Origin of the sequence: Streptomyces sulfonofaciens (assembly GCF_014656295.1) — a bacterium.
GTDB classification, from domain to species: Bacteria; Actinomycetota; Actinomycetes; order Streptomycetales; family Streptomycetaceae; genus Streptomyces; species Streptomyces sulfonofaciens.
In genome coordinates this window covers 314146-338889 of sequence record NZ_BNCD01000004.1, presented here as the reverse complement: position 1 = coordinate 338889, position 24744 = coordinate 314146, and the positions used below count along the sequence as shown (strand labels likewise).

21 protein-coding genes, 2 tRNA genes and 1 pseudogene are annotated in these 24744 nt (G+C 73.1%); 8 read left to right on the top strand and 16 right to left on the bottom strand.

Annotated elements, in window-relative coordinates; genetic code table 11:
• Positions 1–72: 72 nt before the first annotated feature.
• The 6 genes from pdxT to pgsA all read right to left on the bottom strand — a co-directional run bounded on the left by pdxT (position 73) and on the right by pgsA (position 6007).
• A complete protein-coding gene (gene pdxT, locus IE313_RS09615) occupies positions 73–681 on the bottom strand; it encodes a pyridoxal 5'-phosphate synthase glutaminase subunit PdxT (RefSeq protein WP_189930548.1) in 609 nt (202 codons plus the stop codon).
• Between the two features lie 55 nt (positions 682–736).
• The gene (gene pdxS, locus IE313_RS09610) at positions 737–1660 is read right to left on the bottom strand and encodes a pyridoxal 5'-phosphate synthase lyase subunit PdxS (RefSeq protein WP_189930547.1); all 924 of its coding nucleotides are present in this window, start codon (positions 1658–1660) and stop codon (positions 737–739) included.
• Between the two features lie 473 nt (positions 1661–2133).
• Complete coding sequence (locus tag IE313_RS09605; protein ID WP_189930546.1) at positions 2134–2676, bottom strand: hypothetical protein; 543 nt, start codon at positions 2674–2676, stop codon at positions 2134–2136.
• A 363-nt stretch (positions 2677–3039) separates the two neighbouring features.
• Positions 3040–4242, bottom strand: a complete 1203-nt coding sequence (locus IE313_RS09600; protein WP_189930545.1) for a glycosyltransferase family 4 protein — start codon at positions 4240–4242, stop codon at positions 3040–3042.
• Positions 4239–5204 carry a phosphatidylinositol mannoside acyltransferase gene (locus IE313_RS09595; protein WP_189930544.1) on the bottom strand — a complete coding sequence of 322 codons (966 nt, stop codon included), beginning with the start codon at positions 5202–5204 and terminating at the stop codon, positions 4239–4241. The genes IE313_RS09600 and IE313_RS09595 overlap by 4 nt, the downstream gene beginning before the upstream one ends.
• A 137-nt stretch (positions 5205–5341) precedes the next feature.
• Positions 5342–6007, bottom strand: a complete 666-nt coding sequence (gene pgsA, locus IE313_RS09590; RefSeq protein WP_189930543.1) for a phosphatidylinositol phosphate synthase — start codon at positions 6005–6007, stop codon at positions 5342–5344.
• A gap of 250 nt (positions 6008–6257) precedes the next feature.
• Between pgsA and IE313_RS09585 the strand changes: the two genes are divergently transcribed.
• Complete coding sequence (locus tag IE313_RS09585; protein ID WP_189930542.1) at positions 6258–8474, top strand: elongation factor G-like protein EF-G2; 2217 nt, start codon at positions 6258–6260, stop codon at positions 8472–8474.
• A gap of 659 nt (positions 8475–9133) precedes the next feature.
• Entirely contained in the window at positions 9134–10801 is a 1668-nt protein-coding gene (locus tag IE313_RS09580; protein WP_189930541.1) for an AbeC-like domain-containing protein, read from the top strand.
• Positions 10802–11237: 436 nt separating this feature from the next.
• On the opposite strand, the gene IE313_RS09575 is transcribed toward IE313_RS09580, so the two are convergent.
• Positions 11238–11798: an HIT family protein gene (locus IE313_RS09575; RefSeq protein WP_189930540.1), complete on the bottom strand. Its 561-nt coding sequence runs from the start codon at positions 11796–11798 to the stop codon at positions 11238–11240.
• A gap of 69 nt (positions 11799–11867) precedes the next feature.
• Positions 11868–13850: a threonine--tRNA ligase gene (gene thrS / locus IE313_RS09570; RefSeq protein WP_189930539.1), complete on the bottom strand. Its 1983-nt coding sequence runs from the start codon at positions 13848–13850 to the stop codon at positions 11868–11870.
• A 967-nt stretch (positions 13851–14817) separates the two neighbouring features.
• Between thrS and IE313_RS09565 the strand changes: the two genes are divergently transcribed.
• Positions 14818–15543 (top strand): 3'-5' exonuclease, encoded by a 726-nt coding sequence (locus IE313_RS09565; protein WP_189930538.1) that lies wholly within the window; start codon positions 14818–14820, stop codon positions 15541–15543.
• Positions 15544–15827: 284 nt separating this feature from the next.
• Here IE313_RS09565 and IE313_RS09560 read toward each other — a convergent pair.
• Positions 15828–15899 (bottom strand) — tRNA-Val (locus IE313_RS09560).
• Between the two features lie 38 nt (positions 15900–15937).
• A complete protein-coding gene (locus IE313_RS09555; protein WP_189930537.1) occupies positions 15938–16390 on the bottom strand; it encodes an SRPBCC family protein in 453 nt (150 codons plus the stop codon).
• A 764-nt stretch (positions 16391–17154) separates the two neighbouring features.
• Here IE313_RS09555 and IE313_RS36350 point away from each other — a divergent pair.
• Positions 17155–17433: pseudogene (locus tag IE313_RS36350) on the top strand (SCO7613 C-terminal domain-containing membrane protein); the annotation flags it as partial.
• 11 nt (positions 17434–17444) lie between these two features.
• Positions 17445–17948: an SCO7613 C-terminal domain-containing membrane protein gene (locus IE313_RS36345; protein ID WP_373316957.1), complete on the top strand. Its 504-nt coding sequence runs from the start codon at positions 17445–17447 to the stop codon at positions 17946–17948.
• Positions 17949–18240: 292 nt separating this feature from the next.
• Here the strand turns inward: IE313_RS36345 and IE313_RS09545 are convergent.
• A tRNA-Val gene (locus tag IE313_RS09545) sits at positions 18241–18312 on the bottom strand.
• A gap of 76 nt (positions 18313–18388) precedes the next feature.
• Positions 18389–18820 carry a TIGR02611 family protein gene (locus IE313_RS09540; protein ID WP_189930535.1) on the bottom strand — a complete coding sequence of 144 codons (432 nt, stop codon included), beginning with the start codon at positions 18818–18820 and terminating at the stop codon, positions 18389–18391.
• A 189-nt stretch (positions 18821–19009) separates the two neighbouring features.
• On the opposite strand from IE313_RS09540, the gene IE313_RS09535 reads away from it, so the two are divergent.
• A complete protein-coding gene (locus IE313_RS09535) occupies positions 19010–19423 on the top strand; it encodes an SsgA family sporulation/cell division regulator (RefSeq protein WP_003959770.1) in 414 nt (137 codons plus the stop codon).
• A gap of 499 nt (positions 19424–19922) precedes the next feature.
• On the top strand, positions 19923–20471 hold the full coding sequence (locus tag IE313_RS09530) for a CGNR zinc finger domain-containing protein (protein ID WP_189930534.1): 549 nt from the start codon (positions 19923–19925) through the stop codon (positions 20469–20471).
• A gap of 262 nt (positions 20472–20733) precedes the next feature.
• Here IE313_RS09530 and IE313_RS09525 read toward each other — a convergent pair whose 3' ends face one another.
• Both IE313_RS09525 and IE313_RS09520 read right to left on the bottom strand, forming a co-directional pair.
• Positions 20734–20886 carry a hypothetical protein gene (locus tag IE313_RS09525; RefSeq protein WP_189930533.1) on the bottom strand — a complete coding sequence of 51 codons (153 nt, stop codon included), beginning with the start codon at positions 20884–20886 and terminating at the stop codon, positions 20734–20736.
• A gap of 462 nt (positions 20887–21348) precedes the next feature.
• Positions 21349–21813: a hypothetical protein gene (locus IE313_RS09520; RefSeq protein WP_189930532.1), complete on the bottom strand. Its 465-nt coding sequence runs from the start codon at positions 21811–21813 to the stop codon at positions 21349–21351.
• A 418-nt stretch (positions 21814–22231) separates the two neighbouring features.
• On the opposite strand from IE313_RS09520, the gene IE313_RS09515 reads away from it, so the two are divergent.
• Entirely contained in the window at positions 22232–22753 is a 522-nt protein-coding gene (locus tag IE313_RS09515) for a DsbA family protein (protein ID WP_189930531.1), read from the top strand.
• A gap of 199 nt (positions 22754–22952) precedes the next feature.
• Here the strand turns inward: IE313_RS09515 and IE313_RS09510 are convergent, their stop codons facing one another.
• A complete protein-coding gene (locus IE313_RS09510; RefSeq protein WP_189930530.1) occupies positions 22953–23777 on the bottom strand; it encodes a GNAT family N-acetyltransferase in 825 nt (274 codons plus the stop codon).
• A gap of 139 nt (positions 23778–23916) precedes the next feature.
• The gene (locus IE313_RS09505) at positions 23917–24738 is read right to left on the bottom strand and encodes an aminotransferase class IV (protein ID WP_189930529.1); all 822 of its coding nucleotides are present in this window, start codon (positions 24736–24738) and stop codon (positions 23917–23919) included.
• Between the last annotated feature and the right edge of the window lie 6 nt (positions 24739–24744).

Here is a 24744-nt window from a genome sequence, read left to right as displayed (position 1 = left end):
CCTGTCTCCTTCGCGTAACCCATCTCTGAACTCCCCCAGCACTTCAAGGCCTGGAGGGTACCCCCGCAGATCCTACAAGGACCCGGCGCCCTGCCGGTCGCGCACCATGTCCACGAAGAGCGCGTGCATCCGGTGGTCGCCGGTGAGTTCGGGGTGGAACGAGGTGGCGAGCGCGTTTCCCTGCCGTACGGCGACGACGTGCCCCTCGTGCCGGGCCAGCACCTCGGCGGCCGCGCCGACGGACTCGACCCAGGGCGCGCGGATGAACACGCCCTCCACCGGGCCGCCGGCCACGCCGTCGACGTCGACGGCCGCCTCGAAGGACTCGTTCTGGCGGCCGAAGGCGTTGCGGCGCACGATCATGTCGATGCCGCCGAAGGTCTCCTGCCCGGAGCGGGGGTCCAGGATCTTGTCGGCGAGCAGGATCATGCCCGCACAGGTGCCGTAGACGGGCAGTCCGGCACGCACGCGTGTGCGCAGCGGTTCCATCAGGCCGAACAGCACGGCCAGTTTGGAGATGGTGGTGGACTCGCCGCCGGGCACGACGAGTCCGTCGACGCCGGCGAGTTCGTCGGGGCGGCGTACCGCCCTGGCCACGGCGCCGGCCGTGGCCAGGGCGGTCACGTGCTCCCGTACGTCGCCCTGGAGGGCCAGGACGCCTATGACAGGTGCAGTGCTCATCGGTGGGGTGACCTGTGCCTCACTGGAGTGGATCGGGGGTCGTGGCCACGGCGGTTCACCAGCCGCGGTCGGCGTAGCGCTCCGCCTCGGGAAGGGTGTCGAGGTTGATGCCGACCATGGCCTCGCCCAGGTTGCGGGACGCGTCCGCGATGATCTTGGGGTCGTCGTAGAAGGTGGTGGCCTTGACGATGGCGGCCGCGCGCTTGGCGGGGTCACCGGACTTGAAGATGCCCGAGCCCACGAAGACGCCCTCCGCGCCGAGCTGGCGCATCAGCGCGGCGTCCGCGGGGGTCGCGACGCCGCCGGCCGAGAACAGCACCACGGGCAGCTTGCCCAGCGCGGCCACCTCCTTGACGAGCTCGTAGGGGGCGCGCAGCTCCTTGGCGGCGGCGTACACCTCGTGGTCGTCCAGGGCCCGCAGCCTGCCGATCTCGTTCTTGATCTGCCGCAGGTGGCGCACGGCCTCGACGACGTTGCCGGTACCGGCCTCACCCTTGGAGCGGATCATGGCCGCGCCCTCGGCGATCCTGCGCAGCGCCTCGCCGAGGTTAGTGGCCCCGCAGACGAAGGGCGTGGTGAAGGCCCACTTGTCGGAGTGGTTGACCTCGTCGGCCGGGGTGAGCACCTCGGACTCGTCGATGTAGTCGACGCCCAGTGACTGCAGCACCTGCGCCTCCACGAAGTGGCCGATCCTGGACTTGGCCATGACCGGGATGGAGACGGCGCCGATGATGCCCTCGATCATGTCCGGGTCGGACATCCTGGCCACGCCTCCGTGCTTGCGGATGTCGGCCGGGACCCGTTCGAGGGCCATCACGGCGACCGCGCCCGCGTCCTCGGCGATCTTCGCCTGGTCCGGCGTGACGACATCCATGATCACGCCGCCCTTGAGCTGCTCGGCCATGCCGCGCTTGACGCGCGCCGTGCCGGTCGTGGGGGCCCCGTCGGACTGGTTGGTGCTGGGAAGCGTGGTGGACACGTGTGACCTCACTTGGTGAAGGCGGTTTCTGCGACATGAGAGTGCGGCGCGCAAAGGGGCCACTACAAGGGCCAATGATGCGGCAGTGGATCGTTTTGTGCCGACACGCGCGCGTGCGGGCCGGTACGGGCACCTGTGCGGGGCTGTCCGGGCGCTGTGGCGGGCCGCCCGGGAACGCGGCGGGCCGCCAACCGGAGGTCCGGGTCCGTGCCGTTCGCAGCTCCGGCCCGGAACGGCTCTGAGGTGCGGGGTCCCGCCGGCCCGGCGGGGCCGCCCCGGGCACCTGACCGCCCGGGGCGGGCCGTCAGGACCCCTGGCGGAGCCCCGCCGGACGTGTTGCCCGCGGGTCGCCGGGCGTGTCTCCCGCGGGTCGTGGCACGGGTCCCGGAGAGCCGCGGGCGAGGAGCCACGGGCCGCGACAGTGCGATCGGGGGCTTGCCAGCCGTTGTCGGCGGCCCGGTGCCTGCCCGCCGTTACCCGGCGGCCCGGGCCACGAGGGCGGCGGGCGGTTCGTCGTCCATCTCGAAGGCCATCGGGAACGGCGCGTGGCCCGCGAGCCGGAACCACCGCACCTTGCGGTGCCTGCGCAGCGCACGGGCGGCGCCGACGGCGTCGTTGTGGAACCGGCGTGCCATGGGGACCCGCCGCACCGCCTGGGACAGCTCCTCGACGGCCGCCTCGCCGCCGGGCGCCTCGCGGACCGCCGCCACCTGCTGGGCCTCGGAGAAGACGGCCCGCAGCGCCTGGCTGAGCTCGCTCTCCGCCACCTCGCGCTCCTCCTCCTCCGCCTGCCGGGCGGCGTGCGCGGCCTCGTAGAGCACGATGGATGCGGCCGGGTCGAGCACCCCGGACGTCGCCAGCTCCTGCGCTACGGAGGCACGGCGCACCAGTTGGGCGTCGAGCGCGGCGCGGGTGGCGTCGATGCGGGCGTGCAGCCGGTCGAGCCGGCCCGCGGTCCAACTGAGGTAGAGGCCGATCGCGATCAGGACGACGACGATCCAGATCAGTGTGGTCACGGGCGGAAAGGCTACCGTTGCGTGACGTACGCTCCCGACGCGCCGTGGGGCACGCCAGGGCCCCGCGACGGCCCCGGGCGCCGGAAGGGCGTGCGGGTCCGCCGCGGCGGTCGGCGGAAAGCGGTGCGGCACGAAGCCGCGCAGCGCGGCCCGCAGCCGCACGGAACGCGTCGGGCCCCCGTACGGCTGGACGGCGGCGGACGGCGGGCCCCGCTTCGGCTGCGTGGCCCCGCCAGGCACCGGACAGCTCCACCCGGCGCTGAACGGCCCCGCCCGGTGGAGCAGGCCCTGGCCCCCGCTCGAAAGGGCGCCCCGGACGGGCGAGGCAGCCCCCGGGCGGCCACAGGACGGCCCTGCGCCCGCCTAGTCCAGCCCCAGCCGGGCCCGCAGCCCCGTGGTGCGCTCGTCGGCGGCCACGGAGGCCGCGCCGTCCGCGACGGTCTCGTAGACGGCCAGGATGTCGGCACCGACCGTCGACCAGTCGAAGCGCCGCACATGGGCGCTGCCGCGCCTGCGCAGCTCGGCGCGGCGCGCCTCGTCGCCGAGCAGGCGTACCGCCGCGGCGGCCAGCGCGTCGGCGTCCTCGTTGGCGAACAGCTCGCCCGCCTGGCCGTGGTCCAGGACCTGCGCGAAGGCGTCGAGGTCCGAGGCCAGTACCGGCGCTCCCGCGGACATGGCCTCCACGAGGATGATCCCGAAGCTTTCACCGCCGGTGTTGGGCGCCACGTAGAGGTCGACGCTGCGCAGCAGCCGGGCCTTGTCCTCGTCGCTGACCATGCCGAGGAACTCCACGCGCGCGTGCATCTGCCTCGGCAGGTTCTCGAGGGCCTCCTTGCGGTCGCCGCGCCCTGCGACCAGGAGGCGGGTGCCGGGGCGCTCCGCGAGGATCTTCGGCAGGGCCCTCATCAGCACCGGCAGGCCCTTGCGCGGCTCGTCGATGCGCCCTATGAAGCCGATCGTGCCGCCGGCGGCCGGCCCGTCGCCCGCGGTCGTGCCCCGGGTGAGCTCCGACTGCCACGCGGCCTGCGGCTCCGCCTTGGCGAAGAAATCGACGTCCACCCCGTTCGGGATGACGACGGCGTCACCTCCGAGGTGCTCGACGAGGGTGCGCCGGGCGTACTCGCTGACCGCGATGCGTGCGCTGATCTTCTCCAGGGCGTGCTGCAACAGCGCGTACGCGGCGATCATCGCCTTGGAGCGCGGGTTGGACGTGTGGAAGGTGGCGACCATGGGCCCCTGGGCGGCCCAGCAGGTGAGCAGCCCCAGCGACGGGGAGCTGGGCTCGTGGATGTGGATGACGTCGAACGAGCCGTCGTGCAGCCAGCGGCGCACCCGGGCCGCCGAGAGGATGCCGAAGTTGAGCCGGGCGACCGACCCGTTGTAGGGCACGGGCACGGCGCGGCCCGCGGAGACCACGTACGGCGGCAGGGGCGTGTCGTCGTCCGCGGGGGCGAGCACGGACACCTCGTGGCCGCGGCCGATCAGGTGCTCCGCCAGGTCGCGGATGTGGAACTGGACGCCCCCGGGCACGTCCCAGGAGTAGGGGCAGACGATGCCGATCTTCACGGTGTCTCCCGGGTGTCCTCGGCGGCCTGCTCCCGCTGCGGGTCCAGGTCGGCGAGCCAGAGCCGTTGCAGCATGTGCCAGTCCTCAGGGTGTTCGGCGATCCCCGCGGCGAAGACGTCGGCGAGGGCCTGAGTCATCGCGGACGCCTTTTCGAGACGGTTGCCTGTCGCGGGGACGTCGATGGCCGGATGCACCCGCCCCTGCATGACCGGTGACCGGTCGTACCAGAGGGTGACCGGCAGCAGCAGGGCCCCGGTCTGCTGCGCGAGTATCGCCGGGCCTGCCGGCATCCTCGTGCGCTCGCCGAAGAACGTCACCTCGGCGCCGGACGCGGACAGGTCGCGGTCGGCGACCAGGCACACCAGGCCGCCCGCGCGCAGCCGCCGGGCCAGGGTGCCGAAGGCGGAGCCGCCGGTGTGCGGGAGCACCTCCATGCCGAGGCCGGCCCGGTAGGCGACGAACCTGTCGTAGAGGGTCTCAGGCTTGAGCCGCTCCATGACGGTGGTGAAGGGCGTCCCCAGCGCCGTGGTGACCCAGGCGCCCGCCAGGTCCCAGTTGCCGAGGTGGGGCAGCGCGAGGATGACGCCCCGGCCCGAGGCGAGGCCGTCGGTCAGGTGGTGCACGTCCTTGGGATCGAAGCCTTCCCTGATCCGCTCCTCGCTCCAGGCGGGGAGCCGGAAGGACTCCATCCAGTAGCGCATGTAGGAACGCATGCCCGCCTTGGAGAGCGCGCTGAGCCGCTCCGGGCCGGCGTCGGGCACCACGCGCGCGAGGTTGCGCTCCAGGCGCAGCACGCCCTTGCCGCGCCGCTTCCAGGCGGTGTCCGCGATGGTCGTGCCGAGCCGTACGGCGACGGGCTCCGGGAGCCTTTTGACGGTGCCCCAGCCAAGGCCGTACAGCGCGTCGCTCAGGTGCTCGGCGGCTCTGGCCGCGAGGCCGGCGGGGGCGGGGCCTGCGGACACGGCGGTGGCACCGCGCGGGCCCGTGCCCCTTCCGGTACCGGAAGGGCGCCTGCCGCCGCTGCCTGAAGAGTCCTTGCCGCCGATGCCCGAAGGGCCCTGGGCGCCGGCGCCGGTCCCGGACGGATCCTGGGTGCCGCTCACGAGGCGGCCCCGCTGCCGCTCTGCGCCGGGGCGGCGTCCGCCTCGGCGGCCTCCTTGCGGACCGTGACGACCCGCTGGACGAGCGTGACCAGGCTGCCCACCGCGACGGCCCACAGGGCGATCGGCAGGAGCACCTGGATGCCCGGCACACCGAACTTGTGCAGTCCCGCGAGACCGGCCGCCACCAGCGTGACCACAAGACGCTCCGCGCGCTCCACCAGGCCGTTCACCGCGACCGGCAGCCCGATCGACTCGCCGCGCGCCTTGGTGTACGACACCACCTGGCCGCTGGCCAGGCAGAACAGGGTGACGGCGCAGAGGATGTCGTCGTTGCCGCGGCCCGCGTACCAGAGCGCGAGGCCGCCGAATACGGCGGCGTCGGCGACGCGGTCGAGCGTGGAGTCGAGGAACGCCCCCCACCGGCTGGAGCGGCCGAGCTGGCGGGCCATGTTGCCGTCCACCAGGTCCGAGAAGACGAACAGCGTGATGACGACCGTGCCCCAGAAGAACTCGCCACGCGGGAAGAAGACCAGTGCGCCCACCACCACCCCGGCCGTACCGAGCAGGGTGACCGTGTCGGGGCTGACCCCGCGGCGGATGAGGAAGGCGGCGAACGGGGTGAGGACACGCGTGAAGAACGCACGCGCGTACTTGTTCAGCATGGTTTTCCCGGGGTCCGTGGGACGGGCGGCCCCTGCTGGCCGCCGGATGGCCCATCGTAGCCACGCGCGCACGGGGGCGGCCCCCGGGCACCCGAGGCCGGCGGGATCCCGTACGACGTATGGACGCACCATGACGGGAGTGGAAAGCTCGAAGGACAACCGCGGGCGTCGCCGGAGCCGTCACCGCACGCGGCCCGCAGCGCTCCGCGCCAGGCAGGACCTCACCGAGCAAGCGACCGGGAGGCACAGCATGGGCGACAAGGCGAACACACACCCCGGGGCCGCCGGCAGGGCAGCGACGGCCGACCACCCCGCCTCGGTACGGAACGTGGTCCTGGTCGGCCACAGCGGATCGGGCAAGACGACGCTGGTGGAGGCACTCGCGCTGGCGGCCGGGGCGGTGAACCGCGCGGGCCGCGTCGAGGACGGCGGCACCCTTTCCGACTACGACGAGATCGAGCACCGCCAGCAGCGCTCGGTCCAGCTCTCCGTGGTCCCGCTCGAATGGGGCGGCTACAAGATCAACCTGCTGGACACCCCCGGATACGCCGACTTCGTCGGGGAACTCAGGGCCGGTCTGCGAGCCGCGGACGCGGCCCTTTTCGTGGTCTCGGCGGCGGAGGGCGCCGAGGGCGTCACGGGCGCGCCGCGCGCCGTGTGGGAGGAGTGCGCGGCCGTCGGGATGCCGCGCGCCATCGTGATCACCCACCTGGAGGCCGCGCGCGCCGACTTCGAGGAGATGACCCGGGTGTGCGCCGAGGCGTTCGGCGCCGACGACCCGGACGCGGTCCTGCCGCTGTACCTGCCGCAGCACGGCGCCACCGGGCCGGACGGCCACGCGCCGGTGACCGGGCTGATCGGCCTGCTGTCGCAGCGCCTGTACGACTACGGCTCCGGCACGCGCCGGGAGGGCGAGCCCGACGAGCGGCGGCTGCCGCTGATCACGGAGTCCCGCAACAGGCTCATCGAGGGCATCATCTCGGAGAGCGAGGACGAGACCCTCATGGACCGCTACCTGGAGGGCTCGGAGATCGGCGTCGAGACGCTGGTGGCGGACCTGGAGAAGGCGGTGGCGCGCGGGGTGTTCCACCCGGTGCTGGCCGCCGCCCCCGCCCCGGCCGGCGCCCGCGCGGGGCTCGGCACCGTGGAGTTGCTCGAACTGGTCACCGGCGGCTTCCCGTCGCCCCTGGAGCACGCGGTGCCCGCCGTGACCACTCCGCAGGGGGCGTCGCGGCCCGCGCCGGTCTGCGACCCCGAAGGGCCGTTGATCGCGGAGGTGGTGAAGACCGCGTCCGACCCGTACGTGGGGCGGGTCTCCCTCGTCAGGGTGTTCTCGGGCACGCTGCGCCCCGACGAGACGGTGCACGTCTCGGGACACGGCCTCGTGGACCGCGGCCAGCAGGAGCCCGCCCTGCACGAGGCGGACGAACGACTCGGTGCGCTGTCGTCGCCGTTCGGCAAGCAGCAGCGACCGCTGGCGCAGTGCGTGGCGGGAGACCTCGCCTGCGTCGCGAAGCTCGCCCACGCGGAGACCGGCGACACCCTCTCGGGACGTGAGGCGCCGTTGCTGATCGAGGCGTGGGACATGCCCGATCCGCTGCTGCCGCTGGCCATCGAGGCGCACGGCAAGGCCGACGAGGACAAGCTGTCCCAGGGCCTTGCGCGGCTGGTCGCCGAGGACCCGACCATGCGGCTCGAACAGAACCCGGACACCCACCAGCTCGTCCTGTGGTGCCTGGGCGAGGCCCACGCGGACGTCGCCATGGAACGGCTGCGCTCCCGCTACGGCGTACAGGTCGACCTCGTGCCGCACAAGGTGTCCCTGCGGGAGACCTTCGCGGGCAGGGCGGCCGGGCGCGGGCGGCACGTCAAGCAGTCCGGCGGCCACGGGCAGTTCGCGATCTGCGAGATCGAGGTGGAGCCGCTGCCGGAGGGCAGCGGGATCGAGTTCGTCGACAAGGTCGTCGGCGGGGCGGTGCCGCGGCAGTTCATCCCGTCCGTGGAGAAGGGCGTGCGCAGCCAGGCGGCGAAGGGCGTGGCGACCGGCCATCCGCTGGTCGACGTCCGGGTCACGCTGCTGGACGGCAAGTCCCACTCGGTCGACTCCTCCGACGCGGCCTTCCAGACGGCGGGCGCGCTCGCCCTGCGGGAGGCCGCGGCCGACGCCCGGATCCATCTGCTGGAGCCCGTTGCGCAAGTGCGGGTCCTCGTCGAGGACGCCTATGTGGGTGCGGTGATGAGTGATCTCTCGGGGCGGCGTGGGCGCGTGGTCGGCACCGAGCAGACAGCGGGCGGGCGCACCCTGATCCGGGCCGACGTACCCGAGATCGAGATCGGCCGCTATGCGGTGGACCTGCGGTCGCTCTCGCACGGCACGGCGCGGTTCGGGCGCTCCTACGTCCGGCACGAGCCGATGCCGCCGCAGGTCGCCGACCGGATCCGCGGACAGGCGGAGGCCGTCGCATGAATCGCCCCGCAACCGGGGAGACACTGCATGATCGGACGACACAACGTGGCCTGATGTGACACACGGTGCCCGCTCTGCCGCTCCGCGAGCGGCGGGCGCGGCTCCGGTGGGCGCATCGGGCTCGACACCAGCGGGACATCGCGCAGCGAAGTGGAGGAGCCGGTGCGAGCCGGTACGGCGAGCGGGCCCGTAGGGGCGACGGGCCACCGAGTCGGAGGGACGGAGAGACCGCGGCGGACAGGCGGGCAGGAGCGGTGGCGCAGTCCGGTGCGGCGGCGCGGCCGGGAGCGGCCGATCCGGCCGGTGCGCCGGGGCGGGCACGGCAGCACCCGCCCGAGTGGGGTACGCGTACGAGCCAGAGTGCCGGTCTCGGCGGAACGGGCCGGCGTCCGGGCACGGGCTGGTCGAAGCGCCGGCGCGGCGTGGGTGTGCGGAGGGCCCCGTCCGACCGGCTCTTGTGGTTCCGGGCGTCCTCACCGGCACGTGGAGGGCCGTCGGCGGCCGTGCGGACGGGGCGGCCGAGGAGGTTTTCCACAGGCTCCAGCGGATGTCTTCCGACCCCGATACGCTGATGACCCGATCAAGTCGATGACCTGACCAACAGGTGTGCTGGACGAGGAAGTCGGGAAGGGCCCGCAAGAGCACGGGCGTGGCGGCGAGTGGGGGCGGCAGTGGCGGACGACGTATTCGATTTCAGGCCGGGAGCGCAGGTCCCGCTCGCGGGTGCGCCCGGCCAGACCGCGGCCACGCATGCCCTGGCATCGGCCGCGTACCGCGACAGCGACATCGAGAAGATCCTCGATGCCAACAACGACTGGCACCAGTCGAAGGTGAAACCGGGCAAGCTCGCCCTGTTCAAGCCCAACCTCGGCGAGGCGTTCTCGCGTGCCGTGCAGGTGCGGATGCTGGGCGGCGGCCGGGCTCCGCTCATCCAGTCCTTCGGCATCGAGCCGCAGGTCGTCGTCGAGCACTGCCTCGCCGCAAGCCGCATCCGCCGCCACCGCGACAGTTGGCTGACGGCCGTGATGGCGCTGTGCGGGCTGATCTTCCTGCCCGGCCTGATCGTCTGGCTGCTGGTCTTCCAGCTCCGGCGCGTGATCAACAAGTCCACCGGCCGGCGTTCCTCCACGCTGGCCTCCGCGCTGCTGCTCGGCTTCGCCGTGCTGGCCGTGATCTTCCTGGTCAAGCTGCCCTTCACCGGCTTCTGGTCCTGGTACGGGCGGGCCGCCGTCGTGGCACCGGTCATCGGGTGGGTCTGGGCCCGCCGGATCTGCGAGCGCACGGCGCAGGACCTCCGCGACCGGTGGTCCGGCCTGCTCTCCGGCGGTGGCGTCGGCCCCAAGATCCCGGAGGCGGTGCCCACCCATCCCAACGAGACCGGTGCCGAGCAACTGCGGCAGGGCCTCGCCAAGCTGTCCGCGGAGCAGCAGTCCAACTCGGTCTTCTACGCCGGCCCGAAGGGCATCCTCGGCATGGGCACCCGCTGGGGAAGCTGGCAGTTGGCCGAGGAGCTGGTGCCGCGCGAGCCCGGCAAGGAGATCAATCCCTTCCGCAGTTGGGACGTCATACGCGCCATCCACGACCAGTTGCGGATGCTGGAGCGCGGCCCGCTGCACACCGGCGGTTTCCCGAAGCCGTCGATACGGCACTGGATCGTCACGCCCATCGGGGAGAACGCGGGCGGCGTCTCCCGGCCGAGCGGCACCAACGTGGAGGCCTTCCAGATCAAGCCCCACGAGGTCCAGCGCATCTGCAACGACCAGCAGTTCGGCAGCGGCGACCGTCACTACCTGGGCGTCCAGTTCACCCTGTGGGACGGCCAACTGGTGATCACCATGCTGATCACCGTGACGGTGCTGCACGAGACGCTGCGCATCGAGGTCACGGGACATGCGCTGGGGCCGGTGCACCCGCTCTTCACGTCGAAGCCCTCGCCCGAGAAGAAGACGGTGGCGAAGCCGATCAGGTTCTGGGAGACCAAGAGCATCACCCTGCCGGTGGTCAAGCCGGACGAGGTGGTACGGCTCGCGGTCCGGGCACCGTTCACCTGGTATCCGCCGCTGCTCGACTTCCTGGGCGGCAGCCTGGCGCTGCCCGAGCCGTTCGGTCTGCGGCACGCCTGGGCCGACAAGCCCTGGCGGCACCGCTTCATGGCCGATGACGCGCTGCGCACGGCCACCCCGGTGCTGCGTGTGGTCCATGCGGCGGCGATCAAGGTCCTGGAGGAGAACGGCGTCAACACGGACAAGTTCGGCAGCCGCTCCGGCGCCCTCAGCGGCCAGATCCAGGACGTCTCGCCGCGGAAGGCGGATGTGTACGACGCATAGCGGGACGGCGGGGGCGGTGCCCGAGGAGGCCGCGCGCCGGAGCCGGTACACCACTGGCGCCCCACCGCGACCGACGCCGACCTCGGAGCCGGCACTTCCGGCTCCGGCTCCGGCTCCGGCTCCGGCTCCGGCTCCGGCTCCGGCTCCGGCTCCGGGGTGAGCGTGATCGGTGGTGTTCGGATCGCGTCCGGACCGGGCGCTGCGCCAGGTGGTCCGGGGGCGCTGGTTCCCGGGCGGCGCGGTGTGCGTGCCCGGGCCCTGTCCGCTGCCTGCGCGCTCCGAGACCGGGGCCCGAGACCCGGCCCGAGGTCAGGTGCGGCCTCTGGGCCTCCTGGCCTCGGAGCGGACCCCAACCGCCTCCTGTGCCCACACACGAGGGGCGGCATGACGGACGGCATGACCAGGATGGACGGCATGACGGGGATGCCGTCCCGGGTTACACCGCCGGCCAGGCCGACGCCAGCATCGCGCGGGTGTCCGCAAGGAGCTGGGGCAGCACCTTCGTGTGCCCCACGACGGGCATGAAGTTGGTGTCGCCGCCCCAGCGGGGCACGACGTGCTGGTGGAGGTGGGCGGCGATGCCCGCGCCGGCTACGGCGCCCTGGTTCATGCCGATATTGAAGCCGTGCGCCCCCGAGGCGACCCGCAGGGCCGTCATCGCCTGCTTGGTGAGCTCGGCGAGTTCCGCGGTCTCCTCGGTGGTGAGGTCCGTGTAGTCGGCGACATGCCGGAAGGGGACGACCATCAGGTGGCCGCCGTTGTACGGGTAGAGGTTCAGCACCGCGTACACCTGCTCGCCCCGCTTGATGATCAGCCCGTCCTCGTCGGACTTGGACGGAATGGAGCAGAAGGGGCAACCGTCACCGGCTCCCGGGCCGGTCGGCTTGTTCTCGCCCTGGATGTAGGCCATCCGATGGGGCGTCCACAGGCGCTGGAAGGCGTCCGGCGTTCCGACCCCGATCTGCTGCTCCGGCTCACTCGTCATGAAGTGCAGCATATGGCTTCGCGGGGCGCCCGGGGCATAGGCCCCCGGGCACTTCCCGGAGGCCTTCCCACAGCTCGTGCGTCAGACCTGGGCGCGGTCCTCGACGACCTTCTCGATCTTCGCCAGGGCCTCGTCGACGGGGATCCCGTTCTCCTGGGAACCGTCGCGGTAGCGGAAGGAGACGGTGCCCGCGTTCATGTCGTCGTCGCCGACGATCACCATGAACGGGATCTTCTGCTTCTGGGCGTTCCTGATCTTCTTCTGCATGCGGTCCGTGGAGGTGTCGACCTCGACGCGCAGCCCCCGGTCCTTGGCCTTCTTGGCGAACTCCGCCAGGTAGGGCACATGGGTGTCGCCGACCGGGATACCGACGGCCTGCACCGGCGCGAGCCACGCCGGGAAGGCGCCCGCGTAGTGCTCGAGCAGTACGGCGAAGAACCGCTCGATGGAGCCGAAGAGGGCACGGTGGATCATGACCGGCTGCTGCTTGGAGCCGTCCGCAGCGGTGTACTCCAGGGCGAACCGCTTGGGCTGCTGGAAGTCGACCTGGATGGTCGACATCTGCCAGGACCGGCCGATGGCGTCACGGGCCTGCACGGAGATCTTCGGACCGTAGTAGGCGGCGCCGCCCGGGTCAGGGACCAGCGGCAGGCCCTGCTTCTCGGCGGCCTGCCGCAGGGTCTCGGTGGCCTCCTCCCACTCCGCGTCCTCGCCGATGAACTTGTCGGACTCGGGGTCGCGGGTGGAAAGCTCCAGCTCGAAGTCGTGCAGGCCGTAGTCGCGCAGCAGGTCGAGCACGAAGGTGAGGAGCGAGTCGAGCTCCTGCGGCATCTGCTCCTTGGTGCAGTAGATGTGCGAGTCGTCCTGGGTGAAGCCCCGCGAACGGGTCAGGCCGTGCACGACGCCGGACTTCTCGTAGCGGTAGACCGTGCCGAACTCGAAGAGCCGCAGCGGGAGTTCGCGGTAGGACCGGCCGCGGGCCTTGAAGACCAGGTTGTGCATCGGGCAGTTCATCGCCTTCAGGCGGTAGTTCTGCTCGTCGAACTGCAGCGGCGGGAACATCCCGTCGGAGTAGTTCGGCAGGTGGCCCGAGATCTCGAAGAGGCGTTCCTTGGAGATGTGCGGAGTGTTCACGAACTCGTAGTCCGCGTCCTCGTGCCGCTTGCGGGAGTAGGTCTCCATCTCCCGGCGCACGATGCCGCCCTTGGGATGGAAGACCGCGAGGCCGGGGCCGAGCTCCTCGGGGAAGGAGAAGAGGTCCAGCTCGGTGCCCAGCTTGCGGTGGTCGCGCCGCTCGGCCTCGGCGAGGAGGTCCAGGTGCGCCTTCAGCTCGTCCTTGGACGGCCATGCGGTGCCGTAGATGCGCTGGAGCTGGGGGTTCTTCTCGCTGCCGCGCCAGTAGGCGGCCGCCGAGCGCATCAGCTTGAACGCCGGGATGACACGGGTGCTGGGCAGGTGCGGGCCCCGGCACAGGTCCTTCCAGCACAGCTCGCCGGTCTTGGCGTCGAGGTTGTCGTAGATGGTCAGCTCGCCACCGCCGACCTCGGCGTCGGCGCCGTCGGCGGCCTGCGCCGCGTTCCCCTTGAGGCCGATCAGCTCCAGCTTGTACGGCTCGTCGGCCAGCTCCTCGCGCGCCGCCTCGTCGGTGGTGACGCGGCGCGAGAACCGCTGGCCCCGCTTCTGGATCTCCTGCATCTTCTTCTCGATGCGCTTGAGGTCCTCGGGGGTGAACGGCTCGGGCACGTCGAAGTCGTAGTAGAAGCCGTCCCGGATGGGCGGGCCGATGCCCAGCTTGGCCTCGGGGAAGATCTCCTGCACGGCCTGGGCCATGACGTGCGCGGTGGAGTGGCGCAGGATGTTCAGGCCGTCCTGCGAGGAGATCTCCACGGGCTCGACCCGCTCGCCGTCCTGGACCTGGTACGCGAGGTCCTTCAGCTCGCCGCCCACCCGGGCCGCGACCACGGTGCGCTCGCCGGCGAAGAGGTCGGCGGCCGTAGTGCCCGCAGTCACCACGCGCTCTTCCCGCTCGGAATCGCGTTGGATGATCACACGGACGTCTGACACCGGTCTCTCCTGCCTGAAGGTGGGGACGGCGCACCGGCTCGCGTGTGCCGTCGGTGGTCGATCGTACCGAGCCCGGGGCGCCGACCGCTAAACAGTTGTCCGCGGCTGCCCCCGCCTCCCCGGTCGCAGCGGCCGGCAACCGGCGCCCGGACCCCTGCGGCCACCGCCGCAGTACGGCCCGCCCCGCCCGGTACCGGCCTCCACCCCGCCCGGTACACCGCCGCCGTACCGGCCCCCTGACCACCGCCGGTGCCGGCCCCAGCCCGGGCGTCCGCCACCGCACGCGCCGGCTGAGCCACGGCACGTGCCGGCAGCCCCACGCGCCCGCCACCGCATGTGTCCCGCTCGACCGACGCTCGACCGACGCCCGAGCGGCGCCCACTCCCGGTGATCGCAGGGCGCGGCAGGCGCCCCCGGGTCCGCGGGCAGATCGCGCCACCGGCGGATCCCGTCGCCGGGCGGGGCGAGTGCGGTGAGCGCCTCGCGAGCGGCGGGCGTGCCGCTGCGGCCGACCACGGCCCGGGCCCGGCCGAGCAGGTCCCGCAGGCCGAGGAGCGGGGCCGGGAGGCCGGGAGGAGGAAAAGCCGAGCGGACGAGAGAGCGGGAGACCGGAGGACCGGGAGACCGGGGACCTGGCGGCCTGGGGCGTCCGCGGACGACGCGGGTCCTGTCCGTCCGGGTGCCGGGCAGCACAGCGGCACGGACTCCGGTGGGTGTCCGCGCGCAGGACGGACCATCCCCGGACCTGCCATGCGGGAGTCGGGTCCCAGTGGTCCCACCAAGTCCCCGGGTCCCAGGTCCCGGCCCCCGGGCCGACTCCAGGCCCAATTCCCGGGCCTCGTAACCGTGTTGATGCCGTTCGCCGTGGCGCGCGAACGGCGTAGTGCGCAAACAGCCCGGGTATGACCAAACCGGGGCAGGGGACGGCGCGTCAACTGCCGACGGCGCGGAGGGGAGTTGGGGTGACATGACGTGCTGGTACGAGGGACCGCTGGTCGCGTTCGACACCGAGACCACCGGCGTGGACGTGGAGACCGACAGGATCGTGTCGGCCGCCGTCGTCGTCCAGGACGCTCCGGGGACCAAGCCGCGCGTGCTGCGCTGGCTGGTGAACCCGGGGGTCCCGGTACCGCCGGAGGCCACGGCCGTGCATGGACTGACGCAGCGCCATCTGGAGCGGGAGGGGCGGTGGCCCGCGCCGGTGATGGAGGAGATAGGCAGGGAGCTGGCGGGGCACAGCGCGGCGGGCCGCCCGCTGGTCGTGATGAACGCACCGTTCGACCTGACCCTGCTGGACCGCGAGTTGCGCCGCCACCGCGCGTCGTCCCTGGACCTGTATCTGGGCGGCGCGCCGCTGTGTGTGCTCGATCCCCGGGTGCTGGACAAGCATCTGGACCGCTACCGCAAGGGCCGCCGCACCCTCGCGGATCTGTGCGCCCAGTACGAGGTGGAGCTGTCCGGAGCGCATGACGCGGCCGCCGACGCGACCGCCGCGCTGGATGTGGTGCGCGCCGTGGGCAGGCGTTTCGCGGCCCGTCTGGAGCGGCTGACGCCGACGGAGCTGCACGCCCTGCAGACGGACTGGTACGCGGCGCAGGCCCGCGGTCTCCAGGCGTGGTTCGCCCACAGCGGCTCGCCCGAGGCGGTGGACCCGTCCTGGCCGCTGCGCCCCGAAGTCCCGGCGGCGGCCTGACCCCGGCACCGCCGCCGGCGGTCCGACCCCGGCACCCACCGGCAGCGGTCCTAGCCCGCTACCGCGGAGGGCCGCCCGGCGGGATGGGGCACCGGCCGGGAGCACGAGGGACCACCGTCCCCGCACCGGGGCACCCACGCCCGCGGTGCCGGGGGGCGCGCTGAACAACGGGGCAAGGGGTGAAGGGGAGGCATGCGCCGTGCGAGGCACAGCCTGCTGAGGCAGAAAAAGGAGCGAGGGTGGTGTGTCCGCATTTTCTGCGGACACACCACCCTCGCTCGCGGTGGGCGATACTGGGTTCGAACCAGTGGCCTCTTCGGTGTGAACGAAGCGCTCTCCCACTGAGCTAATCGCCCGGGAACGACTGAACCATACAGGTCCGGGCGCCCGTGGTTCAAACCGTTTCCAGGCGGCCCGCCAGGCCGCGGCGTCCGTCGCGCATCATCAGGGCGTGGTTGAGGAGGAAGGCGGGCCGGCAGGGCAGCGCGAGCCGCCGCATGAGCGGTTTGCGCACGTCGACCTCCTGCTCGTACAGGGCGCGGGTACCGGCGCCGCCGGGTGCGGTGGCGAGGGTCCAGCGGGCCCAGCCGTCCAGGTCGCCGGTCATCGCGACCGCCAGTATCCCGGCGTCCGGTTCGCGCCGCAGCTCGCGGACCGCGACCACGAGGTCGTACGGCAGCAGGGAGCGGAAGCGTACGGTGCCGGAGTGCTCGTCGAGCGGGGTGACCTCGCGGACCTGGGGCCACCACACCGGGTACTCATGGGCGCGCTCCAGCACGCTGTAGACGTCCGCGGGTTTCCTGGGCAGTCTCCACATGCTGCGGAATCGGTAGTGACACCAGTCCATGGCCCCAGTCTGACCGACTGCGGCGACGCTGCTGCGTCCGGGACTTGGGCCGGGCGTCCGGGGACCCGAGCCGAGGGGCCGTCGGCACGGGCCGGTCCGAGTACGCCCCTGAGTACGCGTGCTCATGACGGAGCGGGGCACCGGCCGCACACTCCTCGGCCATGGCATCCTCCCGCCGAGGAGCTGCATCCTCGACCGCGAGTTGCGGCAACTGGATTCCCGCGGGGCCGTGCCGCTGGCGCGCAGGGCCTGGCTGGTCCACGTCCTGGACACGACGACGGCGCCGCACGCGCGGGACCCGCCCCACGCACAGGGCACACCACACCCGCAGGACCCGCCACACGCAGGACATACCGCACGGGCACGGCGCACCGCACGGGCAGAACGCGCCGCGGGCCCGGGGCCCGTGGCCCCAGGGGCCCCACCGCCTTCCGCGGACGCGACCCACCCGACGCCGCGCACGGCGGTACCGCGCCCCGCGACGCCGCGCCCCGCGACACTGGGCACTTCGACACCGGACACTTCGGCACCGGGCACCCTGCCGCGCGCTCCGCTGCCGCCGGGGACGGGCCGCGCCGCGGCGGCCCCGGACACCACACCGCCCAGGATGCAGAACGTACTGCTGACGCTCGGCGGCGTGCCGCTCGTCCTGCTGGTACCGGCCGCCGCGATCGCGCCCGCCGCCCGTCCGGGGCGGCCGCCGAGCATGCCGGTGGAGGCTGGCGCGGTGCTGGCCGGACTGGTCGCGGTGGCACTCGCGGTGGGTGACCCGGCGCTTTCGCCGGTGCTCGGGCTGTGTGCGGTGCTCGCCGCCGCGGCCGCCGTCCGCGAGGAGCACCGCCGGGGCGCCGGCGGTCTCGCGGTGGCACTGTCGTACCGGCCGCCTGGATACGGCTGGCGGAGACGTGACCGCGCCCGAGGCGTACACGCTCGTGGTGAGCGCGCCTGCGCTGCTGGTCGGCGTGGTACGACGGCGCCGCGACCGCACGGCGTCGTCCTGGACGGCCCACGGCCCCGGTCTCGCGGCGGCGCCGCTGCCGGCGCCGGCCGCCGCATGGGCGGACGCGCACTGGGCGCGGCCGCCGCTGCTCGGCCTGGCGGCCCGCTGGTCACTCTGGCGGGCGCCCGCCTTCGGCTTCAGGCGCCGCTGCTGCTGGGCGGTGCGGTACTCGTGGTGGACGCGCTGCACGAACTCGCCCCGTACGTCGCACAGGTGGCAGGTGCGCTCCCCCGCTGGGCGACGCCGGCACTGGTCGGGCTCGCGCTGCTCGGCCTGGGCGCCACCAATGAGCGGCGTCTGGGGGATGTGCACCGCGTGCGCGCGGTGTTGGGGAGGACGCGCCAGCACCACGGGCGTGAACGGCCCCGAGGAGACCGTGCCGCGCGGCGGCAATTCCCCGGCAATGCCGAGCCTTTCGCTTCCGCCGGCGTATGGGGAACGTGTCTGCGGCACCGTGCGCACAGGAATGCTGCGCGCGGGATCGGAAATCGCCGGGTTGCAGAAACGCGAACCGGTCCATCCCGCATCGTTCGAGCACGAACAGCGCCTCATGGGTGAAGTTCGGTTGGTTTCCATCCCCGGATGGCACACGGCAGGTATCCGCCGAAAAGCGTAACGACTCACCCGAAAGGGCGGCGGCAAGAACCGGGCCGCACCGGAACCCGACACGCCCACGCTCCACCGAAGGCCCCTCGGACGGCGGCACCGGGCCGGGCCGGGCGCGGCGCGTCGAACCGGGCCGCGCGAAACACGCCGGACGACGCGGCGGGCCGACCCGTCCGGGCCGAGCGCACAAGCAAACGAGGGTGGCGCGCCCGCGCTCTGCGCGGACACGCCACCCTCGGTCCGGTGGGCGATACTGGGTTCGAACCAGTGACCTCTTCGGTGTGAACGAAGCGCTCTCCCACTGAGCTAATCGCCCGGGTGCACGAAGAACATTACCGCATGTCAGCGGGTGCTCGTGACCAGCCGGCGGCGGCCCGCGCCCCGGAGGCGGATCACCGGTCGCCGCTCCAGGGCGGCCCCCAGCCGAACTGCCAGAGGTAGACCGCGACGAGTGCCGCGACGACGATAACGAGCGCGCCGGTCACCATGATGTTCCTGCGCCGCACGGCCGGGTCGAGCGCACGCCGTGTCGCCGCGGTGACCTTGCGTTTGGTCCAGCGGAGCACCAGTTGCGCCCAGACGAACTCGGTCGCCCAGACCCCGACCCCGGCGAAGATCACCAGCCAGCCGGGACCCGGCAGCGGCAGCAGCAGCACTCCGCCGACGACCACGGCGAGGCCCACGATGAAGACGCCCACCCGCCAGCTCAGGTGGAGGGTGCGACTCTCCTGGACAAACCTGGGCGCCCGCGACCCGAGACCACGATCCGACGGCTCTTCGGCCATGGTGGAACCGGACCGGATATCGTCACTCCCCGTATTCATACGACCAAACTTACCCGACGAAATCCAGTCACCGGAATGGACGCTACCGGTAAACAAAACTCCGCCGTACGAGCTACCTAAAGACACCCAAAACCCTCAAGGGGGTTTACAACGGCACCGTAGGTGGCATGTCGATTTCGCCGACGTGCGAATCCCCGAGCGCACACTGAGCGAAAGGCCCTGGCGCTTATGAACACCACGGTCAGCTGCGAGCTGCACCTGCGCCTCGTTGTGTCGAGCGAGTCCTCACTGCCTGTTCCTGCGGGACTGCGGTATGACACGGCCGACCCCTATGCCGTGCACGCCACCTTCCACACCGGTGCCGAGGAGACCGTCGAGTGGGTGTTCGCCCGCGACCTCCTCGCCGAGGGTCTGCACAGGCCCACCGGCACGGGCGACGTCCGCGTCTGGCCGTCCCGCAGCCACGGTCAGGGTGTCGTCTGCATCGCCCTGAGCTCGCCGGAGGGCGAGGCCCTGCTCGAGGCCCCGGCGCGGGCCCTGGAGTCCTTTCTGAAGCGGACGGACGCGGCCGTGCCACCAGGCACGGAGCACCGTCATTTCGATCTCGACACGGAGCTCTCCCACATCCTCGCCGAGAGCTAGGCCGGAGGCGGGAAGCAGCTCGGCGCCGTCCGACTCGGGGAGACGGCACGAGCCCACAGCGACACACGAGCCACACCGACACACGGCAATCCCACAGGGCACGTACGGGCGCCGTCATCGCGGGCAACCCCCTCGGTGACGGCGCCCGTGCGTGCCCCGGATCCCCGCGCCTGCCCGCCCTACCGGTCCCTGCCCGCCCTACCGGTCCCTGCCGGCCCTACCGGCCCCTGCCCCGTCGAGGGCCTGGGCGGGCCCTGACGGTTCTTGCCGGCCCCTGTCGTGTCGGCCCCTGCCGGTGCCACGGGCTGCGGCGCCCGGCCCGGGCCCACGGCGCCCGGCCCGCCTGTCACACCCCGGCCGACTCCGTGGAGAGGCCGCAGGAGCCCCAGGAGCCCTGCCGGCCCCACCGGGGACGCCCCGGCCGTCCATGTCGGGAAGCCGCTAGCATCGGCGAGCATCGGCGGGCTCCGGCCCGATCTCGACGGGCAGGGAGCGAATCGTGCTCATTACCCACGACACCCGGTGCGCCCTCGACGCCGTGGTGGACCTGGTGAACTCCGCGCCGGAGCCCGACGGCCTCGCGGACGTGGCGGCGCTGCGCGCCTTCGTGCAGCAGCACAGCATCAGCGACGTGGGCGAACTCACCGAAGACGACCTCTCGGCCGTGCGTGCGGCCCGCACCCGGTTCACGGACATCTTCGCGGCGCAGGACGCCCGCAGCGCCGCGAAGCTGATCAACGAGCTGGTGGCGGGCGCGGGGACGACCCCGCAACTGACGGACCACGACGGCTTCGACTGGCACGTGCACTACTTCGCGCCCGGCGCGTCCGTCGCGGACCACCTGGCGGCCGACGGCGGGATGGCGCTGGCGTTCTTCGTCGTCGCGGGCGAGCAGGAGCGGCTGCGGCGCTGTGCGGCACCCGACTGCGACCACGCCTTCGTGGACCTGTCCCGCAACCGTTCACGCCGGTACTGCGACAGCCGGACCTGCGGCAACCGCCTGCACGTCGCCGCCTACCGTGCGCGGCGCAAGGAGGCCACCGGCTGACCGCAGCGCCGGGTACGCGGGAGGGGCACGGAAGGTGCACGGCGGTCAGTCCCCGTCCGGAGTCCGCCGGACGCAGCTCCCGGCGCGAGCCCCGGCGGACGGGGACTGCGGCCCTGCGCCGCAGCGCGCCCGCGGGCCGGACGACCGGTGGGCCGGGGCAAGGGCGAGGGCGAGGACGGCAGCAGGATCCGGCTTGGCGGGCAGGGCCCCGGCCCCGCCGACCGGCCGGCGCGGCCTGCACGGGCCGCGCCGGCGGTCCGGCTCACAGCAGTAAAAGGTCATGCAGCGACGCCAGCAGCAGAAGGCAGCCGATCACCGCCAGGAAGATCATCAAGGGTGGCTGGGAAAGGGCGAAAAGACAGCCTCGCCGTTCATCGGTGACCGGGGCAGCGTCGCTTTGCGTTGTGTCGAGCATCTCGCGGTGATCATGTCGCAGGCGCTGTCCCCTTGGCGATCAACACGCCCGAAATGCACGGTAGTTCGCCGGATTCCGTGATGAATGACTACCAAGGTGACGGAGTGTGGCGGGTGATGACCGCGGGCGGAGCGATACTGACAACCGCCCGACAACCGCCCCGATTGCGGATTCGTCGGGGCATCGCGGGGCACCGCGGCAGGAAGCCGTGGGAAGGGATGCCGCGGGGACAGGGTGGTGATCCTGATCGGGGGCGGTGCGGCAGGGGACGGCAGGGCGTCGCGCCCGGGAACGGTAGGGCGCCGCGCCCAGGGACGGTAGGCCGCCGCACGCCCGAGAACGGTCGGGCGCCGCGCCCAGGGACGGTAGGCCGCCGCACGCCCGAGAACGGTCGGGCGCCGCACGCCCGGGGCAGTCGGGCGCCGTACGCCCGGGGCAGTCGTGTGCCGTGTCCGGGGGCGGTCAGATGCCGTGCTTCTTCAGGATGGCCTCGATGTCGCCGAAGTCGTCGTCAGCGGCGCCGCGGCCGCCGGACCGCCTGCTCCGGTCGGACTGGGCCCGGCCCTGCCCTTCCCGATCCTGTGTCGGGCCGAGCGCGGGCGCGGACGCCCCCGGGGCGACGGAGTCCCGCTGGGCCGCCTTCGTCGCCCTGCGCTCCTTGCGGGTACCGCCTCTGCGCCGCTCCACGGCGCGGGTGGTCGCGAACAGCAGCCACGAGAGGCCGAGGACGCCGAACCCGGCCCAGGCGGTGGGGCTGAACGCCGTGCCGGCCAGCCACTCGACGACTCCGGTCATGACCAGGGCGACGGGCACGAGTGCGTAGGCCGCGATACGGGCGGCCGCGAGGAAGCGCCTGCGGTAGGCGCTGACCACGGCGATGCCCAGGCCCGCCGCGGACACGGCGGAACAGACGGTCTCGGCGAGCATGCTGTCCTCCAGTGACACGGTGGCGGGTGGCTGCCTCCCTCCATCCTGCCTCTGCCCGCATCCCCGGGCCACCGTCCCCGGCGCACCATCAGGGAGATCTCCGGGACGGGATCCTCCTCAGGTGCCGCCGCCGGGGCCACCGGAGCGGGAAGGGCGCCCGCCCGGCCCACGGCCGGGCGGCGATACGGGACCGGAAGACGCCCGGGACCGGAAGACGCGCCGAACCGGCGGACCGGCCGAACCGAGGGACGGACGGGCCGACGCCGCGAGGCGGACCGGCGGGCGGGATGACGTTGCGACGCGACCCGGCAGGCGCGACGGACCGCCGGCCGACCGCACGGGGCACCGGCCCGGGCCGGCTGACCGCCCGAACTCAGGCCCGGCCCGGCGGACCGGCCCGAGCTGGAAGACTGGGCCCATGAACGACTCCTCGACCGCACAGCCCGCCGGACGGCCCGTCCTGGACGTCTGGTGCGAGCTCCAGTGCCCCGACTGCCGCACCGCGCTCGACGACCTGCGGGCGCTGCGCGACCGCTACGGCGACCGCCTGGAACTGCGGCTGCGGCACTTCCCCCTGGACAAGCACCGGCACGCCTTCGCCGCGGCCCAGGCCGCCGAGGAGGCCCTCGTCCAGGGCCGCGGCTGGCCGTACGCGGAGGCGGTGCTCGGCAGGGTCGCGGAACTCGGCCGCGAGGGGGAGCCGCTCCTCGTCGAGGTGGCGCGCGAACTCGGCCTGGACGCGGAGGAGTTCGACACCGCCCTGGTGGACGGCCGGCACATCCTCGCCGTCGACGCCGACCAGGCGGAGGGCAAGGCGATCGGGGTGACCGGCACGCCCACCTATGTGATCGCCGGACGGCGCCTGGACGGCGGCAGGAGCCAGGAGGGCCTGCGGGCCCGCATCGAGGAGATCGTGGACGGGCTGCTCGGGGACGCGTAGAACGCGGGCCCCGGCGCAGGCGGTGTGCTCCGCACGCCGCCCGGCAACCCATGGGCTGCGCGCCCGGCAACCCCTGGGCTGCGCCCGCGCCGGCGCCCCCGCCCGGACGTCGCCCGGCACGGCCCCGGTCCCAACCCGCCCCACCCCGGCCCGGCCCCTGGGCGCGGCACTACCCCCGCAGGGGCCGCCCGCCGGGTTGCTAGAGGAGCTGTTTGTACATGTCGTGCACCGTGGGCCGGTAGCCGAGCGACTCGTACAGGCGCACGGCCGTGGTGTTGTCCGCGGCCACGTGCAGTCCGATGCGGTCCAGGCCCGCGTCCAGCGCGGCGCCCTCGGCGGCGAGCATCAGGGTCCTGCCGTGCCCGCGGCCGCGGCGCTCCTCGTCCACCTCCACGCCCAGCACGAACGCGGGCGTGTCCGCCAGCTTCAGCCAGAGCGAGCCGACCGGCTCCCCCGTCTGCTCCAGGACCGCCAGCAGCGTGTCCTCGGTGTCCAGGCCGCGCGGCAGAAAGCGGGTGTGGTCCGCCTCCGACTTGGCCCACGCCTCGGCCTCCCCGACACCGCGCGCCATCCAGCTTCGCGCGCAGTCCAGCTTCCGCTGCTCGTACCAGGGCCCGTACTCGTCCCGGGTCATCGGTCTGGTCCCGCTGCCCTGCGGCAGCACCGGCCGCTCGCCGTCCAGCGGCTTGTCCATGCCGCGGCCCCGCTCGGTGTACCCGAGCGCGGTGGCGAGGCCCAGGGCCCGCCCGGCACCGGCCGGGACGACCGCCTGGATCCCGGTGCAGCCCCAGCCGCGCGCCACCTCCTCCGCGGCGAGCACGGCCACCGCGCCACGGCCGCGCCCACGGTCGGGCTCCGCTATGTGCAGCTCGCGTATGACGGCCGCCTTCGGGCCGAAGTCGGGGTGGGTGGCGAGGTGCAGCGTGCCCACGCCGCGGCTGTTCACGCACACCTGGTAGTGGCGGGAGCGTCCTCCGCCGGCGGAGTGCTGGAGCGGCTCGGTCGGCCGCAGGGTGGTGGTCATCCCGGATTTTCTACCCCGTGGCCGGCCCGCGCGTCACCCGGTTTGCGGCGGGCCCGCGGACGGCGCACCCGACCCGCCGGGCCCCCGCCCGGCACGGGCAGAGGCCGCCGGCACCGCCCGGGCCGAGGTCACCGGCCCCTCACGGATCGAGATCGCCCGCCGCGCGCTCGTCGAAGAGGCGCATCGCCTTCGCGGTGACGGGGCCCGGCGCACCGGTCAGTTCCCGGTCGTCGACGCGGTGCACGGCCTGGAGGTCGCGCATGGACGACGTCACGAAGACCTCGTCGGCCTCCCGCAGCACGTCGAACGGCAGGTCCGTCTCCCGTGCGCCCGCCCACTCGACGACCAGCGCCCTCGTGATGCCCGCCAGGCATCCGGAGGCGAGCGGCGGCGTGTGGATCTCGCCGTCGAGGACCACGAACACGTTGGTGCCGGTGCCCTCGCAGAGCCGCCCGACGGTGTTCGCGAACAGCGCCTCGGACGCTCCCTGCTCCTGGGCCCGGGCGAGGGCGACCACGTTCTCCGCGTAGGAGGTCGTCTTCAGGCCGGCCAGGGCACCGCGTTCGTTGCGCGTCCAGGGGACCGTGATCGTCGCGGTGGAGTCGGGACGGCGGGTGGCCTGCGAGACGGCGACGACCAGGGTGGGGCCCCGGTCCCCGCGGTCCGAGCTGAGCGGTGAGTACCCGCCGGTGTAGGTGATGCGGAGCCTGCCCAGGGGCACCGGGTTGGCCTCCAGCACGGCGGCGCAGGCACGCCGCACCTCGTCGCGGTCGGGTTCGGGCAGTCCGAGTCCGCGCGCGGAGCGGGCCAGCCGGTCCAGGTGCCGGCTCAGGGCGAACGGCCGTCCCTGCGCGGACTTCAGGGTCTCGAAGATGCCGTCACCGACGGTCAGCCCGTGATCGAACACGGAGACGCGGGCGGACGCGACGTCCCGGAGCGCGCCGTCGAGCCAGATCTTCACGTGCGG

What these genes read in the sequence shown, in the direction of transcription:
- pdxT (WP_189930548.1), bottom strand. Translation starts at nt 681, where the DNA reads ATGAGCACTGCACCTGTCATAGGCGTCCTGGCCCTCCAGGGCGACGTA.
- pgsA (WP_189930543.1), bottom strand. Translation starts at nt 6,007, where the DNA reads ATGCTGAACAAGTACGCGCGTGCGTTCTTCACGCGTGTCCTCACCCCG.
- IE313_RS09585 (WP_189930542.1), top strand. Translation starts at nt 6,258, where the DNA reads ATGGGCGACAAGGCGAACACACACCCCGGGGCCGCCGGCAGGGCAGCG.
- IE313_RS09575 (WP_189930540.1), bottom strand. Translation starts at nt 11,798, where the DNA reads ATGCTGCACTTCATGACGAGTGAGCCGGAGCAGCAGATCGGGGTCGGA.
- IE313_RS09565 (WP_189930538.1), top strand. Translation starts at nt 14,818, where the DNA reads ATGACGTGCTGGTACGAGGGACCGCTGGTCGCGTTCGACACCGAGACC.
- IE313_RS09555 (WP_189930537.1), bottom strand. Translation starts at nt 16,390, where the DNA reads ATGGACTGGTGTCACTACCGATTCCGCAGCATGTGGAGACTGCCCAGG.
- IE313_RS36345 (WP_373316957.1), top strand. Translation starts at nt 17,445, where the DNA reads ATGGGCGGACGCGCACTGGGCGCGGCCGCCGCTGCTCGGCCTGGCGGC.
- IE313_RS09540 (WP_189930535.1), bottom strand. Translation starts at nt 18,820, where the DNA reads ATGAATACGGGGAGTGACGATATCCGGTCCGGTTCCACCATGGCCGAA.
- IE313_RS09535 (WP_003959770.1), top strand. Translation starts at nt 19,010, where the DNA reads ATGAACACCACGGTCAGCTGCGAGCTGCACCTGCGCCTCGTTGTGTCG.
- IE313_RS09525 (WP_189930533.1), bottom strand. Translation starts at nt 20,886, where the DNA reads ATGCTCGACACAACGCAAAGCGACGCTGCCCCGGTCACCGATGAACGG.
- IE313_RS09520 (WP_189930532.1), bottom strand. Translation starts at nt 21,813, where the DNA reads ATGCTCGCCGAGACCGTCTGTTCCGCCGTGTCCGCGGCGGGCCTGGGC.
- IE313_RS09515 (WP_189930531.1), top strand. Translation starts at nt 22,232, where the DNA reads ATGAACGACTCCTCGACCGCACAGCCCGCCGGACGGCCCGTCCTGGAC.
- IE313_RS09510 (WP_189930530.1), bottom strand. Translation starts at nt 23,777, where the DNA reads ATGACCACCACCCTGCGGCCGACCGAGCCGCTCCAGCACTCCGCCGGC.